The following is a 15,897-nucleotide window of genomic DNA, read 5'->3' on the forward strand; positions in this document are numbered from 1 at the left end:
AGCAGCTTCATGAATAAACCAAACGTCATTAGGCGCAAACAGTAGCCGAGCACGAATTTTTTTCCAGGCTTCCTCTTGTTTTCCCTGTTGAATCAACTGCGTCAATAACTGTCGCTGACGCAACGCAACGCATCGCTGCCGCCATTTTTTTTTAGCCGCATAGCTTTTCCCTGCCACCGTAAAGGAATAATCTCGGAATCCCAAGTTTACATTATGCCTATTGTGCTAAAAAGCCCCCTAAAACCCCGGCCCAAAAACCTACTCCAGCCAGCTCAGAATCTCGACATAATAAATAGTTGCGGTGTCACCCAAAGGGTAAAAAACGGTTTTATTCTTATTTTTTAGAGGAGAACCACATGTGCTGAATTTTAAACGCTCATTTAACCTCATGATGCCGATAACGTAATCACCCCTGAGCACTAAAAACAACTGTATAACAGCGCCTAAATTCGGTGAGGTATTCGTCAATAATGGATGTATAACCTGATGTTATCGCCCCCCAAGAAACCCGTTAGGCGCACCTAGGCTGCTCACCAACGCTGCCGTCTTGCGGATCACTCTCTATCTGCAAAAGCTAGCGTACACATAGGCGTAATCTCAACACTCGTTTTGGTTAATCTACGGATATCACAAGGTGGTATATAGCAATGTGTCGTAAAGAAGATAAATTTCAACAAGTTGAGATTTATTCTCGTCTATTTCTCATACCCCACATGCCACCAGGCTCGCTCAACGCAGCCATTTTTTATATCAAAATGTAACATTCCTCCTTTCTTAAGCCTTTTCTAAGCCTTTATCGCTATATTTCCTCTTACCAGCAGAAGGAGTGAATATGAGCGTGCACATCCAAGCCCCTTATAAGCTTTTATTCTCTCGTGATAATGCCCACAGGGCGCTATTGCAGGACTATATACAGAACGAATATAGACGGGAGTTCAATGCAACCATCCCTCACTTCCTTCCTTACCTTCTGGGCATGTACCGGGCAGATGGGAAGTTGGTGGGAGCCTGCGGCCTGAACCGGGCAGACCTGGGCCCTTTGTATCTTGAACATTATTTGGCTGCTCCTATTGAGGAGGTCATTGCCGTTCACACGGGTAAAACCATATCGCGCAGCCACTTAGTTGAAATAGGCAATTTTGCCTGCGCTGAAGCCGGTAACGCACGAATCATGTTTGCCGCCATCTGTCAGCTCTTGTGCGATAACCAACTCGAATATGTAGTATTTACCGGCACCAGGAAACTGAGGAATATCTTCCATCGGCTGCATCTGAACCCCGTTGAGCTGGCTCGGGCCCAGCCTGAGAAAATAGGCGAAGAGGTCAAAAACTGGGGAAAATATTACCAGCACCAACCCTACGTCATGATGGGTGAGCTGAACCAAGGCCGCCAAGTTCTGAGTAAAACCAGTTTATTACTCTCACTATTTGGCCCAATGCCAGGCATTTTCCCAGTGCAGACGAGCGTGCAACTATGATCCTTTTTGAGCGTATGCAACAGATCGCGGCGGCAGATCCTTCTCGGCCCGCATTATGTGATAGCCAACAAGTCATTAGCTACGCTGAGCTATTGCAAAAAACAGCCTCCCTGGCCGAGAAACTTAAAGCCGAGAAAATATCGCGGCTGGCCTTGTTTCTTGATAATGGGCTGGAGTGGGCAGTTATCGATCTTGCCTGCGCCTTGGCCAATGTTGTTCTCATCCCAGTGCCGGTTTTTTTCAGTGCCGAGCAGCAACAGTGGCTGCTTGAAAGCAGCGGGGCCGATGCCCTGATTGGCGCAGCACGCATCGGTTGGACGACAACGCCCAACTTTGCACCAGCCTTGCAACGCCGGCTGCCGTTGTCCGTTGCTGAGTTACCGGCGCATACGGCGAAGATCACCTATACCTCGGGAACCACCGGGCAACCCAAAGGCGTTTGCCTGAGTTGGGAGCATCTGATGCGAGTCAGTGTATCGTTGGCAGAACGGGTGGCTCCGGCACAGATTCAGCAACATCTAACACTGCTGCCCCTTTCAACCCTGCTTGAAAATATCACTGGCCTGTATGTTCCGCTGTTAAGCGGTGCCTGCAGCCGAATACCCGCCCTGGCTGAAGTGGGGTTTACCGGCTCCAGCCAATTTTCTTACCAAACCCTCGCTCAAGCGATTGGGCTATGGCGCCCACATAGTCTGGTGCTGGTACCGGAACTGTTGCGCTTGCTGGTTATGCTATGCGGCATGCAGCCCGAACTGGCAAAAAGCTTACGTTTTATTGCGGTCGGTGGCGGCAAAGTGGCTGAAGAGTTAGTGGCCAAGTCGCATCAGCTAGGGCTGCCGGTTTTTGAGGGATACGGGCTGTCAGAATGCGGTTCGGTTGTAACCCTGAATGCCCCCGGAAACGCCTTACCGGGTTCGGCAGGAAAACCGCTACCGCATTGTCAAATCAGCATCACCGAAGAAGGTGAGATCCACGTTTCCGGTGCGGCAATGCTGAGGTATCTAGGGGAACCTGCCGCCGGTTCTTGTATAGCAACCGGCGACTTAGGTTATCTGGATGACCAGGGTTTTCTGCATATTACCGGGCGTAAAAAGAACGTCCAGATCAGCGCCTTCGGCCGCAATTTTTCACCGGAATGGGTTGAAGCCGAAGCCCAGCTGTTCCCGGCAGTATCACGCATTGTCGTCTTTGGTGACGGGCTACCCAGTAATGTTGCCTTAATTCACCCAACACCCGGTTATGAAAATAGCCTGGCAGAGCAGATATCCCAGCTAAATAGCCGTTTACCTGATTATGCACGGATTCACCACTATATTTTGGCGCAGCTCACGGTCGAAAACGGTTTGTTAACCGCTAACGGGCGGCCACGGCGGGCGCAAATCTTATCCCAGTATCAATCCCGCATCCACCAGTTAACCTCAGGAGATATTGTATGAGTTTTTATCAACAGCTACAGCATAATACAGCGTTAGACAGACAAAAACTCCTTGCTGCTCCGATCATTGAGGCATGCCGGAATGGCAATATAAATGTCGAAATGTATATCGCCTTTCTGACACAGGCTTTCTATCACGTCAGTCATACCGTTCCTTTGTTGATGACGGCGGGTGGCCGCATGAACTCAGAGTATGAATGGGTGCGGGGCGCGATTGCAGAATATATTGACGAAGAATATGGGCACCAGGAATGGATCTTAAATGATATCAGGACTTGCGGTGGCGATGCCGAAGCGGTTCGCCACGGCCAGCCGGTTTTAGCCATTGAGTTGATGATTGCGTTTCTCTATGACTTTATCTCGCGTTCTAATCCGATGGGGATTTTCGGTATGGTGCACGTCCTTGAGGGAACCAGCGTAGCGATTGCAACGACGGTTGCCCAGCAGCTGAAACAAGGGCTGGGGTTGCCTGCGAAAGCCATGAGTTATCTCAGTTCACACGGTGAGTTAGACAAAGAACACCTGGCCTTTTTTGCCACCTTAATGGACAAGGTCGAGAAAGCAGAAGATCGCGCCGCCATTGTTCACTCTGCCAAAGTTGTTTACCAACTTTACGGCGACATGCTGCGTGGCCTGCTGGAAAAATCACAATGAAACTCGCTAACTGCCGTATTTTACTCACCGGCGCCAGCGGTGGCATTGGGCAAGCGCTGGCCCACGCGTTGGCCAAACAAGGGGCGACGCTCATCTTACAAGGGCGCAATGAAGCCACGCTCAAACAGCTCCAGAATGCGTTGCCTAACGCAGAAAAACACACCCTATGGGTAGCCGATCTTTGTGATCCTGCAGCATTGGCCGAGCCAAAAGGCTTTCTCTGCCAACAACAGCAGATTGATATCTTGATCAACAATGCCGGAACCAATCACTTTGCCTGGCTTGAAGATCACAGTGAGCAACAGATAACTCAGCAGTTATCGTTAAATATTCAAGCGCCGATCCTGTTAACGCAGGCCCTGCTGCCTTACATCAATCGGCCCGGAATCATTATGAATATCGGCTCCAGCTTTGGCAGCATTGGCTATGCCGGGTACAGCGTGTATTGCGCGAGTAAGTTTGCGCTACGTGGTTTTAGTGAGGCTCTCTCGCGGGAGCTCACCGGCTCAGGCATCAACGTGCTCTACTTTGCCCCACGAGCCACGCAAACCGCGCTTAACTCTGACGCGGTTTACGCTATGAATAAGGAGTTAGGCACCCAAAGCGACAGTGCTGAATTTGTTGCCAAAGAGGCCATCATCGCACTTAACAAAGAAATAAAACGACGCTGGTTAGGCTGGCCGGAGCGGTTCTTTATCAAGCTGAATGCACTTTTCCCTGGTGTTGTAGATAAAGCGTTGGCCAAGCAGCGGCACATCATTGCACGCCACGCCAAAGCGTCCCTTGCAAAGGAGGATCCTCAATGAAAAAACGACTGTTGTCGCTCATGCTACTGGGCTGTACCGCTGCCTATGCCCAAAGCGATTTGGTTAATATTCAAAATCAATGGGCCGTTTGCCAATATCAGGCTCCCGCAAAGCAAAAAGAGCATTGTCTGGAACAACTCAGCACTATTGCGGACCAGGCCAGCGCAGCCAATGGCTCACGCGCAGATTTGCTGATTTGGTCTGCCATCGTCAAAAGCAGTTGGGCCGGTGAAAAAGGGGGACTCGGCGCTTTAGATCTGGTCAAGGACGCGAAAATGAAGCTGGAGTTGGCGCTGAAGCTGGATCCGAAAGCGCTGGATGGTTCAGCCTACACCAGCCTTGGCACGCTCTATTATCAGGTTCCCGGCTGGCCCATCGGCTTTGGCGATAAAAAGCAGGCTGAATCGTTGCTTAAACAGGCGCTACAGATTAACCCAACCGGTATAGATCCAAACTATTTCTACGGCGACTTTCTCTTAGAACAGGGCCGTAAAGCCGATGCCAAACTCTATTTACAAAAAGCGCTGGCCGCCACGGCGCGCCCAGGCCGCGAGTTGGCAGATAAAGGGCGCCGCGAAGAGATTCAAAAACGGCTAGAAAAACTGTGAAATGCTAGCGGATAGCCTGAGGCAAGTAACCGGCAGAACCCCGCAGGATTGCAGACAATAAACGCAAAATCCACGCAATTGCGTGGATTTTTTTTTACTTTCAATATGCCACGGAAATCTCCGCTGGCGAACGGTTCGCCGATCAATCAACCTTCACGGTGACCGGCGCAGTTTCATTCTGTGCTGCGTCGACCGCGCTTATCAGGTAAGTGTAGCCTTCACCCACAGCGTTATTATCCTGATAGCTGAAGGTATTGGCTTTCCCTCGCCATACTTTGGCAATGATATTTTTGGGATCGGCAAAGATCGCACCTGACTTGCCGCTACCGCGATAAACCACATAGTAACGCGTATCGTTATCCGGGCTATCTGCCCAGCTAAAGGCATTTTTACTGCCAGAGACGAAGCGAGCCTGCTGCGGCAGCGTGGTCACTTTTTGGTCCAGCCAAGGCTTGCTAGGAGGGAGAGTCGGCGTACTGAGATAGGTTTGCGACAACTTTTCAATAGCCGCATTCTTCGCACCATAAGCCCCCTGCTGTGCCACCGGTTGCGACGCAACGTTAGAAACCAGCAGATCGTTATAGCTAAAGAAAACGCTGCCAGAAACGTAGCTGAGATCCTGGTTGTAGCGCATCTGGTTAGGGATCTCCTCAGGGTTCATCCAGGCAGCATCGGAAGAACCGTTGGAAACATGTTTGTAGTTAGCATGGCCGATGTAAAGCTGGGTATGCGAACCTTCCATTTGGTTATTCCACCAACTGGCAAGTTCGCCATAAGGTGCTGCCGCCTGGTCAAAGCTCCAGTAAATCTGCGGCACAACATAGTCAACCAGTTCCTCTTTAACCCATTTACGCGTATCGGCAAAAATACTGCCGCTGTACGACTGGGAGGAGCCGAGTGGCGTGTTGGAACCCAGTTCGTTGCGCCCTTTATGCTCCCAAATACCAAACGGGCTGATCCCAAACTGCACCGCCGTACCCTGCTGCTGATTATGCTGAGCGATCACGCTCTGCACACGGCTAATCAAACGGGTAACGTTGTCGCGCCGCCAGTCCTCGATGCCTTGTGGTGTATCGGGATACTGATTATTCACCAGACCATAGGTTTCAAATGCCGCCCTATCCTCGCCTTTGGCCCCAAATTGCACAGTGGCACCATTAACCGTGATGCGATACGGGTAAAAGTAATCATCGAAATGAATGGCATCAACGTCGTAGCGGCGAACCACTTCTTCCACCGTACTTACCACATGTTCAATTACTTCCGGAATCGCCGGGTTTAAAAACAGCTTTTCATCAAAACTCAGCACCCATTGCGGATTTTTAGCCGCAAAGTTCTCTGAAGACATGATCCCCGCGCTGACCAGATAGCCAATCTGCTGTTCCGTGCTCAAGGCCAAGATCTCATCGCTCGATAAGCCCTGACTATTATTTTTTAACAGACTGGTGATCTTGGCATTGGTCACCCGGTACGGGTTAAACCAGGCATGATATTCCATACCGCGCTCGTGAGTCTGCTCAACCATCCAGGTTAAAGGGTCATAGCCAGGATCTTTACCTTGCTTACCGCTGAGATACTGCGACCAGGGGTTAATCTCGGATGAGTAATAAGCATCCAGCATCGGACGGATCTGAAAGATCATGGCATTCATATTTAGCGCACTGAAGCGATCCAATATGCTCAGATAGGTCTGCTTAAAGGCCTGCTCGCTATTGACAAACGGCATGTTGAGATTGCCGATGGTCGCTACCCAAGCACTTCTGAAAGCATGCTTGGGTGCAATATAGTTATCGGGGATACTGATAAACTGATTAGCGCCTTTATAAAGATCAACGGGAAGATTACTGTCGTAACCGTACACTCCGTCACTGTTTTTAACGTATTTATATAAAGGTGAGTAAGTTTGTATCGGTTTATCAGTATTGCCGTTATCGGTATTGCCGTTATCGGTATTACCGTTATCGGTATTGCCGTTATCGGTATTGCCGTTATCGGTATTGCCGTTATCGGTGTTGCCGTTACCGGTGTTACCGTTATCGGTATTGCCGTTATCGGTGTTACCGTTATCGGTACTGCCGTTATCCGTCGTGTTGCTGTCCGTATTGTTGTTATCAGTACTCCCCGTATCCGTCGTGGGAGTACCGTTGTTCGTCGTCGTTACACCAGAATCACAACCAAACAGCATTCCGCTAGCAAGAACCAGTGCAATCATTTTTGCTGCGATGGAAAGAGAATTATTGTGCATATACAGAGTCCTTTATGTGCCGTTAATATATATACCCGCCATCCTCCAAGTTGCAGGGAGTTGACGATGCTTGTCACCCTCCTGCAAATCGAATTATTTTGGGTATATGTCCATACTCTGCCCAAAAAACGGCCAAAGCGGGCCTTTACCGCTTCAGCCTCAGGCAATAGCATTACCAAGAATATTTAACGCCGACTGAATATAAGCGGAAGTCCTGCCGGTTGTTATCCCCATAGGTAATGGTGACAACCTGGTTATTCTTCGACTTATCCCAGTGAGTGGTTTCCCATGCCACGTTGCTCCACAAGGTGACCTTGGAAGTCAGGTTATAGTTAACAATCAAACCGAGTCTTAACCCGCCTAAATCTGCGCTGTTGGTAGTTTCCCCAGTTAACGGGTTATAGTTTTTCTCGCTCAGGAAGAAGCGGAAATAAGGTTGCAAATTCCACTCTTCATTAATCTTAGTAGGGAAATAGCCACGGATCTGATTTTGCTCCCAAGTTTTAGTACCACTGCTATTCCAGGTCCAATCGGTGTAATACATCAGCTTAGCGCTGAAAGAATCGTTGAAGCGATACTGGAAGCCATGCTCACTTTCCCATTCCCACTGATTAATATATGGGCCAGAGAAGGTGTTGTCGTAATAATAGCCCGCATCCCAGAAAACAAAGGATAGTTGCTCATTAAAGTTATACCCGCCGCTTGGGATTAGCCAGTAGGAATGATAGGAGTTTTTAGGCGGCTGTTCTGCCCTAACATCATTCGACTCTTTCCGGTAAACCAGGCTAAGATTCAGGTTGCCGTCAGTCCCTTTATAAAGTTTACGGTTAGCCTGTAACTGCAAGCGGTTACGATTATAGGACGTGGGCCGTGATTCATAATTAGTGGTGTAGTTTCGCATAGAGGCTTTATATTCCATAAAGTAGCTCCAGTCAGAATCAGGTTTATTAAGACCTAATTGTAACGCAGGGCTGACCTTATCAAATACACGTTCACCATTAACCCTGTGCCCTTTAAAGTCTTCAACCTCTAAAAAGGTGTTAGTATTTATTTTCCATGGTAGAGCCTGCACCTCCTGGGCTTCAATCTGGTCATCGACTTTAGCCAGCGCAGAAAAAGGATGAGCGAAAAGGGCCAGCGAAACTAATGCCAACTGATAGTTTTTCATATAATACCATGCCAAATTTGGTTAAAAGTAGTCCATGCCCGCGTTAACGAGCTATATCATTAAAGGTGAAATCAGTAAGTTAACCCATGCCCAAATGGGTAAATAATATCGCCCTGTGGATTTCTGATGTCTACTGGCAGCTTGCCTTTTGGTGAATTAAGTGCCGCCCGTTCGCCGTTAGCTTTAAATAAGGTTCTCACACCGGCTTTAATATTGGCCTCCAGGGAGTTACGATTATTGTTGGTCACATCAAAGCCAGTAATGCCATAAATCGCTATGTTAGCCTTCACATTATCCAGATAGGCAATATCGTAAGGGTTGCGGGAAGAAATAACTACCACGGGTTTATTCAACGCTGCAGCTTGATCGATCACTTTCTGTGCCGCCGTGTGTTTGGCTTTCAGATTATAGGTGATCAGAATAACCAGATCGTTCGCCCGAATGTTTTCTGCCAAATTGGATGGTAGCGTATTTTCATCCAGTTTGAATGCTGAACTGGTTACCGCGATCTGCTGCCCTTTAAGTTCGCTGGCAATGTTTTGCAGCTCATTGCTGACAATCTTATTACGGGCGTTTTCATCGGAAATCACTAGCAGATTATTTTGTGCCTTCAGTTGATAAGGCAACAGGCGATCGTTCTTGATCAGGGTAATGGCGTTTTCAGCAACCTGCTTCTCAAAGCGCTTATGCTCTGGCGATGCCACGACAGATTTCGCATAATCCAGCGTATGTGGGCTGTAAGGCGTTAGTTTGTTTGCCAACTTGCTCTGCACCACCTGCGTGGCTGCCTGCTGCAACCGCGCAGCAAGTTCCGGGTTCTTCTGGCTTTCCGTCTCAAGATAGCGGTAGAGATCTTCCAGTTGAGCAATACCTTGCTGATCCCAGATATGCACCGGCATAACCAGCACGTCGCTACCCGCCATCAAGGCCTTTTCAGCCGCTTCAGCAACACCGAAATTATCGACAATCGCGCCCATATCCAACGCATCTGTAAATACCAGCCCTTTAAACTTAAGCTCATCACGCAGAACACCGCTGATGATTTTCTTAGATAATGTGGCTGGCAGACCAATTTCAGTGCCATCTTTTTTGGAAGTCACTTTGCTGTTATCCAGTGCAGGCACGATAATATGCGCCGTCAGCACCGCATCAAGACCATGGTCCACTGCGTTTTTGAACGGCACCAGATCCGTTTGCCGCCATTCACTTTCCGAATAAGCAACCTGCGGCAAGCCAAAGTGCGAATCGGTTGCGACGTTGCCATGGCCAGGGAAATGCTTCGCCGTCGCTAATACCGAGTTCTGATGCAGCCCCTTAATATAGGCGGCCGACATGCCGTTAACCAACTCAATATTGCTGCCGAAAGAACGCACGCCGATCACCGGGTTATTTTGATTGGTGTTAACGTCCAACACCGGGGCAAAGTTAATATGCACACCCAAGGCGTTAAGTTCTGCGCCGTGCACCTCACCCACCCGCTGCGCCATACTTTCATTACGCGTTGCAGCCAGTGCCATATTGCCCGGCATTTCTGTGCCCTCGCGCAGACGCGTCACATAGCCTCCTTCCTGGTCGGTACTGATCAGCAAAGGCAGTTGATAGCTGGCTTTTTGCAAGTCTTGTATCAGTTGATAACTTTGCGGCGTATCAATAAAGTTTTCACGGAACAGGATCACTGAGCCTAAACGATAATCAGTAATGACTTTGGCAAGTTCGGCTGGCAGAACCGTCACATTCTCAGGCTCTCCCGCAGCATTTTTACCCCAGTTACGTACGTCCAGCATCAAAACCTGACCGATCTTTTCCCTGGTATTCATTTGTGCAACGATCCGTTCAGCATTTTCTTTTGGTGCTGCCCACAAATGCTGTTGTTGGCTGGCAGTCAACGGCACAGCGATGGCCGTAAAAGATAATCCGGCTACGCATGCTGCAATGACCGTCATTCCAATTTTTTTCATTCTATTTCCTCATTATTATCCCCAGTAAATTTAAAATAATAAATTCCTAAAAATAAAACAAAAAAGAATTTAATATTCTTGTCATCGGTCACATTCCACATCGACTCACGTAAGAATTCCTCCCGAATTTAAGATATACCTTATGCTGTAAGGCAGTGATTTCAAGCAAAGATTACACGGCAAGCGCTCGATACATAAAACTATAAAAATCAATAAAATGGTTAAAAAAACCCATCAAGACAGGTTGTGCAACTGTTAACACCAACACATTCATACAGTGAATTATTCTGGGAAATTATTTATTTCAATGATTAACATTCAGTTCATGAAGAAAAAATAGGCAATGAGTTTGCTACTTGCTCTTACGCATGTTTTTTACAGATAGTGGTGGGCTATATTTGTTAAAAATTAGCGAATTTCTATATCCTTTACTTCAGGCTGAAACCATGAAAGTGACACACCAAAAGGTCATTAGTGGCAAAAAGTATCAGTTGGAGTTTTATGATGGTTTTGATCAGGAGGAACTTGATAAAACGCGCTGGCTACCTTATTACCTGCCACAATGGAGTAACAGGGAGTTATCTATACCCCACTTTACTTTTTCTGAAAGCAGATTTTCACTGAATATTGAACCAAACCAGCAACCCTGGTGCCCCGAGTTTAATGGTGCTATCAGAGTTTTGAGAACAGAAACGCAAAAAATATGCGTTTCTTTATCGATTACGTAGCGGGGTTCCGCCTTTCCGGCGATTAAATCACCACGCCCATTGGGCGTGGTGTCCTGTCAGGCGCTCGCAACTGCCTCAAGCAGCTGTTTTTTCAGGGCGCTGTATTGCTGCTGTACCTGCGCCTCGGCCCAGGACTGATCGGCAATAGCCTCTACCCGCACCGCACAGTGTTTGAACTCTGGCGTCTTGGATACCGGATCAACATGGTCCAGCGTCAGCTCATTACAGGCACCTATCCACCACTGATAGGTCATATAAACCGCACCAGCATTCACCCGCTCGGTGACTTCGGCACGTGCCATCACCTTGCCACGGCGTGAGGCGATCCACACTAGCGCCCGATCGGCAACCCCCTGCTGAGCCGCGTCATCCGGGTGTATCTGCACATAGCCAGGTTCATCTGCCAAGGTTTGTAATGCCGAACAGTTACCGGTCATTGAGCGGCAGCTATAATGGCCCACTTCACGCACCGTACACAGCACCAGCGGATAGGCTTGGTCCGTTTTCTCATGCGGCGGGATCCACTCAGCACTGCATAGGTAGCCCTTGCCCGTCGGCGTACTGAATTTATTGCCTTGATATAAATAAGGTGTGCCTGGGTGATCTTCACTCGGGCAAGGCCAGGCGACATATCCCAAACCGGCCATTTTTTCGTAGGTTGCACCATAGAAGTTCGGGCATAGCTGGCGTAGCTCATCCCAGATTTCTTGGGTGTTGTGATAAGACATTGGGTAACCCATGGCACTGGCCAGCAGGCTGATGATTTCCCAATCGGGCTTCACATCACCGACCGGTTCAATCGCCTTGCTGAAGCGCTGAAAACCACGATCGGCGCAGGTATAAACCCCTTCATGCTCCCCCCAAGAGGTGGCGGGCAGGACCACATCCGCCATATAGGCGGTTTTAGTCATGAAGATGTCCTGCACAATCACCAGTTCCAACTGTTCAAAGGCAGTGCGCATCGCCGCCAGATCCGGTTCGGTCTGGATCGGATCTTCGCCAAAGATGTAATAGGCTTTCAGCTTGCCTTCGGCCACCTTGTGCGGCACATCGGTGATGGAATAACCAATCTCCATCGGCAAACGGTCAACACCCCAGGCTTTGGCAAATTTGGCGCTGGCCACCGCATCGCTGACTTTCTCATAACCGGGGAAGGTATTGGGCAGCACGCCCATATCGCAGGCGCCCTGCACGTTATTCTGGCCACGCACCGGGCCGACTCCAACGTTTGGCCGCCCCAGATTGCCGGTCAGCAACGCCAGTGAAGATAACCCTTTGACCACATCCACCGCCTGCCCCCACTGGGTGACGCCCATCCCCCAAAGAATGGTGGCAGTCGGAGCGGCGGCATAGGTGCGAATGGCTGCGCGGATTTGCTGCGCCGATAAACCGGTGATACCGGCCACGTATTCCGGCGTGTATTTCGCCACCGTCTGGCGCAGTTGATCGAACCCTTCGGTATAGGCTTCGACATAGCTCTTGTTGTATAGCCCTTCTTCGATCAGTACATGGATAAAGGCATTGACCAGCGCCATGTTGCTGCCGTTTTGCAGCGGTAACCATTGATCGGCAATGCGCGCAGTTTCAATGTAACGCGGATCGCAGACGATCACTTTGGCCCCTTTGGCTTTCGCCTTCAGGATGCGCCGCGCCACAATCGGGTGTGAATCCGCCGCGTTATAGCCAAAGATCAGCAAACATTCGGTATTTTCCAGCTCATTAATCGAATTGCTCATTGCCCCGTTGCCGAGCGTTTGCTGTAACCCCGCCACCGAGGGGCCGTGGCACAGGCGGGCGCAGCAGTCAACGTTATTGGTGCCGATCACCGCACGGGCAAATTTCTGCATAACATAGTTGGCTTCGTTGCCTGGGCCGCGCGAAGAACCCGTCATCATGATCGCATCCGCGCCGTGCCGTTGCTTGATGGCCGACAGCTTTGCGCTGATGTAGCTGATGGCTTCATCCCAACTGACTTTTTCAAACTCACCGCCGCGCTGGCGGCGGATCAACGGGGAAGTCAGGCGCGGGGTCAGCAGTTTGGTATCCTGCAGGAAATCCCAGCCGTAATAACCTTTCAGGCACAGTTCACCCTGGTTGGTAACGCCATTAGCCGGTTGGGCACTGACAATTTTGCCCTTCTCCACCAGCAGATTCAGTTTGCAGCCAGAACCGCAGTACGGGCAAACGGTTGTGATCTTTTCCATTATGTTTCTTCCTGTACGGTGGTTATTGCAACAGATTCGGCGTCGCGCCGAGTGCTGCGCGCAGTTGTTTTTCCCGCTGCATCGCTTGCAGGTCTGCGGGTTTGATCAGCTTCAGCGCCGCCGTTGGGCAAACCTCAATACAGGCCGGGCCAGCGCTGCGGCCATCGCAAAGATCGCATTTATTGGCCTGTGCGCGGCTATGGGTGCTGCCATCACGGCTGCTGGTGTGATTAACCACCACTTCCATCGCACCATACGGGCAGACCACCATGCAGGTTTTGCAGCCGATACAGCGCGACTGCATCACCTGTACACTGCCGTTATGGTTATAGATTGCATCATTCGGGCAGGCATTCAGGCAAGGGGCATTCTCGCACTGGCGGCACAGCATCGGGGCGCTGACGCTGAAGGTTTTCATCACTTTCAGCCGCGGGTTAAAGTTTTCTGGCGTCAGCGGCTGTGGGTTTTCCCCCTGGTGCGCCATTGCACAGGCAATCTCACAGGTGCGGCAACCGATACACTGCTGCATGTCGGCGATCACAAATTGATTCATCATTTCTCTCCTTCGGCCGCGCTATAACACATTGAGATAATAAGCAATACTTTCTGCGGCTTTGCGCCCTTCTGCGATGGCCGTTACGATCAGATCGGCCCCGCGCACAATATCGCCACCGGCAAAAATCTTACGGTTGCTGGTCTGGTAGGGATAACCCGCTACGGTCGGTGCCACCACCCGCCCTTGGCGATCCAGCACCACATTGTGCTCGGCCAGCCAACTCATGCGGTGCGGGCTAAAACCAAAGGCCATGATCACCGCATCGGCAGGCACGACATGCTCAGAACCCGCCACCACCACCGCCTGCCGCCGCCCTTGGCTGTCGGCCGCGCCCATTTCGGTGCGCTGCATCTTAATGCCGCTGACGTTGCCATGTTTGTCTAGCACTATGCCCAGCGGTTGCAGATTGAACATAAATTCGGCGCCCTCTTCGCGGGCATTTTTCACTTCCCGCTTGGAACCCGGCATGCTCTTCTCATCACGGCGATAGGCGCAGATCACCTGCGTTGCCCCATGGCGCAGCGAGGTGCGCACACAGTCCATGGCGGTATCACCGCCCCCCAGCACAATCACCCGTTTGCCCGCCATGTTGATATAGGGGCTCTGCGGATTCTCGGGGTAACCCATCAGGTGTTGCGTATTGGCAATCAGGAATGGCAACGCGGCATGAACCTGCGGCGCATCCTCATTCTCCAACCCAGAGCTCATGGATTTGTACGTCCCGACCCCGAGAAACAGCGCGTCATACTCGTTCAGCAGAGCCTCCATCGACACATCTTTGCCAATCTCGGTATTCAGCCTGAATTCGACCCCCATATCGCTGAAGATTTCGCGCCTTCTGGCCATTACGTCTTTTTCCAGCTTGAAGGCGGGAATACCGAAGGTCAGCAGGCCGCCAATTTCCGGGTAACGATCAAACACCACCGGTTTAATCCCGTTACGCACCAGAATGTCGGCACAGCCAAGCCCCGCCGGGCCAGCGCCGATAATCGCCACCCGCTTGCCGCTACTTTTGACCGCGGACATATCCGGCCGCCAGCCCATCGCGAAGGCGGTTTCGGTGATATAGCGCTCAATATTGCCGATGGTGACCGCGCCGCCGTGGCCGTTCAGGGTGCAGGATTGCTCGCACAACCGATCCTGTGGGCAAACCCGCCCACAGACTTCCGGCAGGCTGCTGGTCTGGTGTGACAGCTCGGCGGCTTCCCAGATGCGGCCCTGATCGGCCAGTTTGATCCATTGTGGGATCTGGTTATGCAGCGGGCAGGTCCAGGAACAGATGCTTTGCTTGCCGCAGTTCAGGCAGCGCTCCGCCTGCTGGTGAATCTGCTGTTCGTTGAATGGCTGGTAGATTTCAGCAAAAGTGGTTTTACGTAACTCAAGCGGGATCTTGTTGGCTTCCAAGCGCGGTGCTCGGGGCTGTTGCAACAGATTGCGGATCGGTTTTAGCTGCGCCTGATGGTTCTGCACTGCTGGCTGTTTGGCAACGCTGCCAAACAGCTGGCTATGAAGATCGCGCGCCGCCGTGCGCTGGCGCTTTTGCATCTGCTGTTCGACCAGCGTTTTACTATCAACCAGGCTCAGCGCGTGGGTCGGGCAGGCGCGCACGCAGGCCGGATCCTGGTTGAGATCGCTACACAGATCGCATTTCTGTGCTTCTGTTTTCTGATAGCTGTCCGCCAAACGATGATTGGCTGGCTGCACGGTTTCAGTCACCACCGTCATCATGCCAAACGGGCAAGCCAGCGCGCAGGCTTTGCAGCCAATGCATTTTTCCTGGCTCACCTGAATGCTGTCATGGCCTTGGACTATCGCCCCGGTCGGGCAAACATTAGCGCAAGGCGCATCTTCGCAGTGATGGCAGAACACCGCCGTATTGGCACTCGGGCCTTGGATCACTTTCACCCGCGGCGTGAAATACTCCCGCTGGCTGGGATAGTCCCCATGATGATGAGCCGTCACGCAAGCCACTTCGCAGCTTCGGCAGCCAATACAGGCCTCTGATTCTGCAACGATAAATTGATTCATAGTATCCTTTCCGAACAATTTGGCTGAAAA

General features: G+C 50.8%; 13 protein-coding genes. 6 read left to right on the forward strand and 7 right to left on the reverse strand.

Features of this window, described 5'->3' with window-relative positions; genetic code table 11:
- Positions 1 to 204, reverse strand: a 204-nt coding sequence (locus BMI79_RS24095; RefSeq protein WP_208611178.1) for a hypothetical protein, incomplete at its 3' end; no start/stop codon positions are given.
- Between the two features lie 628 nt (positions 205 to 832).
- On the opposite strand from BMI79_RS24095, the gene BMI79_RS05965 reads away from it, so the two are divergent.
- The 5 genes from BMI79_RS05965 to BMI79_RS05985 are packed head-to-tail and all read left to right on the forward strand — an operon-like array spanning position 833 to position 4,980.
- Positions 833 to 1,477 (forward strand): thermostable hemolysin, encoded by a 645-nt coding sequence (locus BMI79_RS05965; RefSeq protein ID WP_076941246.1) that lies wholly within the window; start codon positions 833 to 835, stop codon positions 1,475 to 1,477.
- Complete coding sequence (locus BMI79_RS05970) at positions 1,474 to 2,913, forward strand: AMP-dependent synthetase/ligase (RefSeq protein WP_076941247.1); 1,440 nt, start codon at positions 1,474 to 1,476, stop codon at positions 2,911 to 2,913. The genes BMI79_RS05965 and BMI79_RS05970 overlap by 4 nt, the downstream gene beginning before the upstream one ends.
- On the forward strand, positions 2,910 to 3,566 hold the full coding sequence (locus tag BMI79_RS05975) for an iron-containing redox enzyme family protein (RefSeq protein ID WP_076941248.1): 657 nt from the start codon (positions 2,910 to 2,912) through the stop codon (positions 3,564 to 3,566). Before BMI79_RS05970 ends, BMI79_RS05975 begins: the two co-directional genes overlap by 4 nt.
- Positions 3,563 to 4,372, forward strand: coding sequence for an SDR family oxidoreductase (locus tag BMI79_RS05980; RefSeq protein ID WP_076941249.1), 810 nt, complete (start codon positions 3,563 to 3,565; stop codon positions 4,370 to 4,372). Before BMI79_RS05975 ends, BMI79_RS05980 begins: the two co-directional genes overlap by 4 nt.
- Positions 4,369 to 4,980 (forward strand): tetratricopeptide repeat protein, encoded by a 612-nt coding sequence (locus tag BMI79_RS05985; RefSeq protein WP_125828737.1) that lies wholly within the window; start codon positions 4,369 to 4,371, stop codon positions 4,978 to 4,980. Before BMI79_RS05980 ends, BMI79_RS05985 begins: the two co-directional genes overlap by 4 nt.
- 142 nt (positions 4,981 to 5,122) lie before the next feature.
- On the opposite strand, the gene BMI79_RS05990 is transcribed toward BMI79_RS05985, so the two are convergent.
- From BMI79_RS05990 to nagZ, 3 genes are all read right to left on the reverse strand, one after another.
- On the reverse strand, positions 5,123 to 7,225 hold the full coding sequence (locus tag BMI79_RS05990; protein WP_076941250.1) for a family 10 glycosylhydrolase: 2,103 nt from the start codon (positions 7,223 to 7,225) through the stop codon (positions 5,123 to 5,125).
- Between the two features lie 172 nt (positions 7,226 to 7,397).
- Entirely contained in the window at positions 7,398 to 8,393 is a 996-nt protein-coding gene (locus BMI79_RS05995) for an OmpG family monomeric porin (RefSeq protein ID WP_076941251.1), read from the reverse strand.
- Between the two features lie 71 nt (positions 8,394 to 8,464).
- Positions 8,465 to 10,351 (reverse strand): beta-N-acetylhexosaminidase, encoded by a 1,887-nt coding sequence (gene nagZ / locus BMI79_RS06000; protein WP_076941252.1) that lies wholly within the window; start codon positions 10,349 to 10,351, stop codon positions 8,465 to 8,467.
- A gap of 446 nt (positions 10,352 to 10,797) precedes the next feature.
- Here nagZ and BMI79_RS06005 point away from each other — a divergent pair, with 446 nt between their 5' ends.
- Positions 10,798 to 11,079 carry a hypothetical protein gene (locus tag BMI79_RS06005; protein WP_125828739.1) on the forward strand — a complete coding sequence of 94 codons (282 nt, stop codon included), beginning with the start codon at positions 10,798 to 10,800 and terminating at the stop codon, positions 11,077 to 11,079.
- 56 nt (positions 11,080 to 11,135) lie between these two features.
- Here BMI79_RS06005 and fdhF read toward each other — a convergent pair whose 3' ends face one another.
- The 3 genes from fdhF to aegA are packed head-to-tail and all read right to left on the reverse strand — an operon-like array spanning position 11,136 to position 15,867.
- Positions 11,136 to 13,283 carry a formate dehydrogenase subunit alpha gene (gene fdhF / locus BMI79_RS06010; protein ID WP_076941254.1) on the reverse strand — a complete coding sequence of 716 codons (2,148 nt, stop codon included), beginning with the start codon at positions 13,281 to 13,283 and terminating at the stop codon, positions 11,136 to 11,138.
- 22 nt (positions 13,284 to 13,305) lie between these two features.
- On the reverse strand, positions 13,306 to 13,836 hold the full coding sequence (locus BMI79_RS23055) for a 4Fe-4S dicluster domain-containing protein (protein ID WP_083704379.1): 531 nt from the start codon (positions 13,834 to 13,836) through the stop codon (positions 13,306 to 13,308).
- 21 nt (positions 13,837 to 13,857) lie between these two features.
- Positions 13,858 to 15,867, reverse strand: coding sequence for a formate-dependent uric acid utilization protein AegA (gene aegA, locus BMI79_RS06015; RefSeq protein ID WP_083704380.1), 2,010 nt, complete (start codon positions 15,865 to 15,867; stop codon positions 13,858 to 13,860).
- Positions 15,868 to 15,897 lie beyond the last annotated feature (30 nt).

It is taken from the genome of Serratia oryzae (assembly GCF_001976145.1).
In the GTDB taxonomy this organism is placed as follows: Bacteria; Pseudomonadota; Gammaproteobacteria; order Enterobacterales; family Enterobacteriaceae; genus Chania; species Chania oryzae.

Bases quoted from the DNA above. Each gene is read 5' to 3' on its own strand.
- BMI79_RS05980 (WP_076941249.1), top strand. From the start codon at position 3,563: ATGAAACTCGCTAACTGCCGTATTTTACTCACCGGCGCCAGCGGTGGC.
- BMI79_RS05990 (WP_076941250.1), bottom strand. From the start codon at position 7,225: ATGCACAATAATTCTCTTTCCATCGCAGCAAAAATGATTGCACTGGTT.
- BMI79_RS05965 (WP_076941246.1), top strand. From the start codon at position 833: ATGAGCGTGCACATCCAAGCCCCTTATAAGCTTTTATTCTCTCGTGAT.
- aegA (WP_083704380.1), bottom strand. From the start codon at position 15,867: ATGAATCAATTTATCGTTGCAGAATCAGAGGCCTGTATTGGCTGCCGA.
- nagZ (WP_076941252.1), bottom strand. From the start codon at position 10,351: ATGAAAAAAATTGGAATGACGGTCATTGCAGCATGCGTAGCCGGATTA.
- BMI79_RS05995 (WP_076941251.1), bottom strand. From the start codon at position 8,393: ATGAAAAACTATCAGTTGGCATTAGTTTCGCTGGCCCTTTTCGCTCAT.
- BMI79_RS05975 (WP_076941248.1), top strand. From the start codon at position 2,910: ATGAGTTTTTATCAACAGCTACAGCATAATACAGCGTTAGACAGACAA.
- fdhF (WP_076941254.1), bottom strand. From the start codon at position 13,283: ATGGAAAAGATCACAACCGTTTGCCCGTACTGCGGTTCTGGCTGCAAA.
- BMI79_RS05970 (WP_076941247.1), top strand. From the start codon at position 1,474: ATGATCCTTTTTGAGCGTATGCAACAGATCGCGGCGGCAGATCCTTCT.
- BMI79_RS23055 (WP_083704379.1), bottom strand. From the start codon at position 13,836: ATGAATCAATTTGTGATCGCCGACATGCAGCAGTGTATCGGTTGCCGC.
- BMI79_RS06005 (WP_125828739.1), top strand. From the start codon at position 10,798: ATGAAAGTGACACACCAAAAGGTCATTAGTGGCAAAAAGTATCAGTTG.
- BMI79_RS05985 (WP_125828737.1), top strand. From the start codon at position 4,369: ATGAAAAAACGACTGTTGTCGCTCATGCTACTGGGCTGTACCGCTGCC.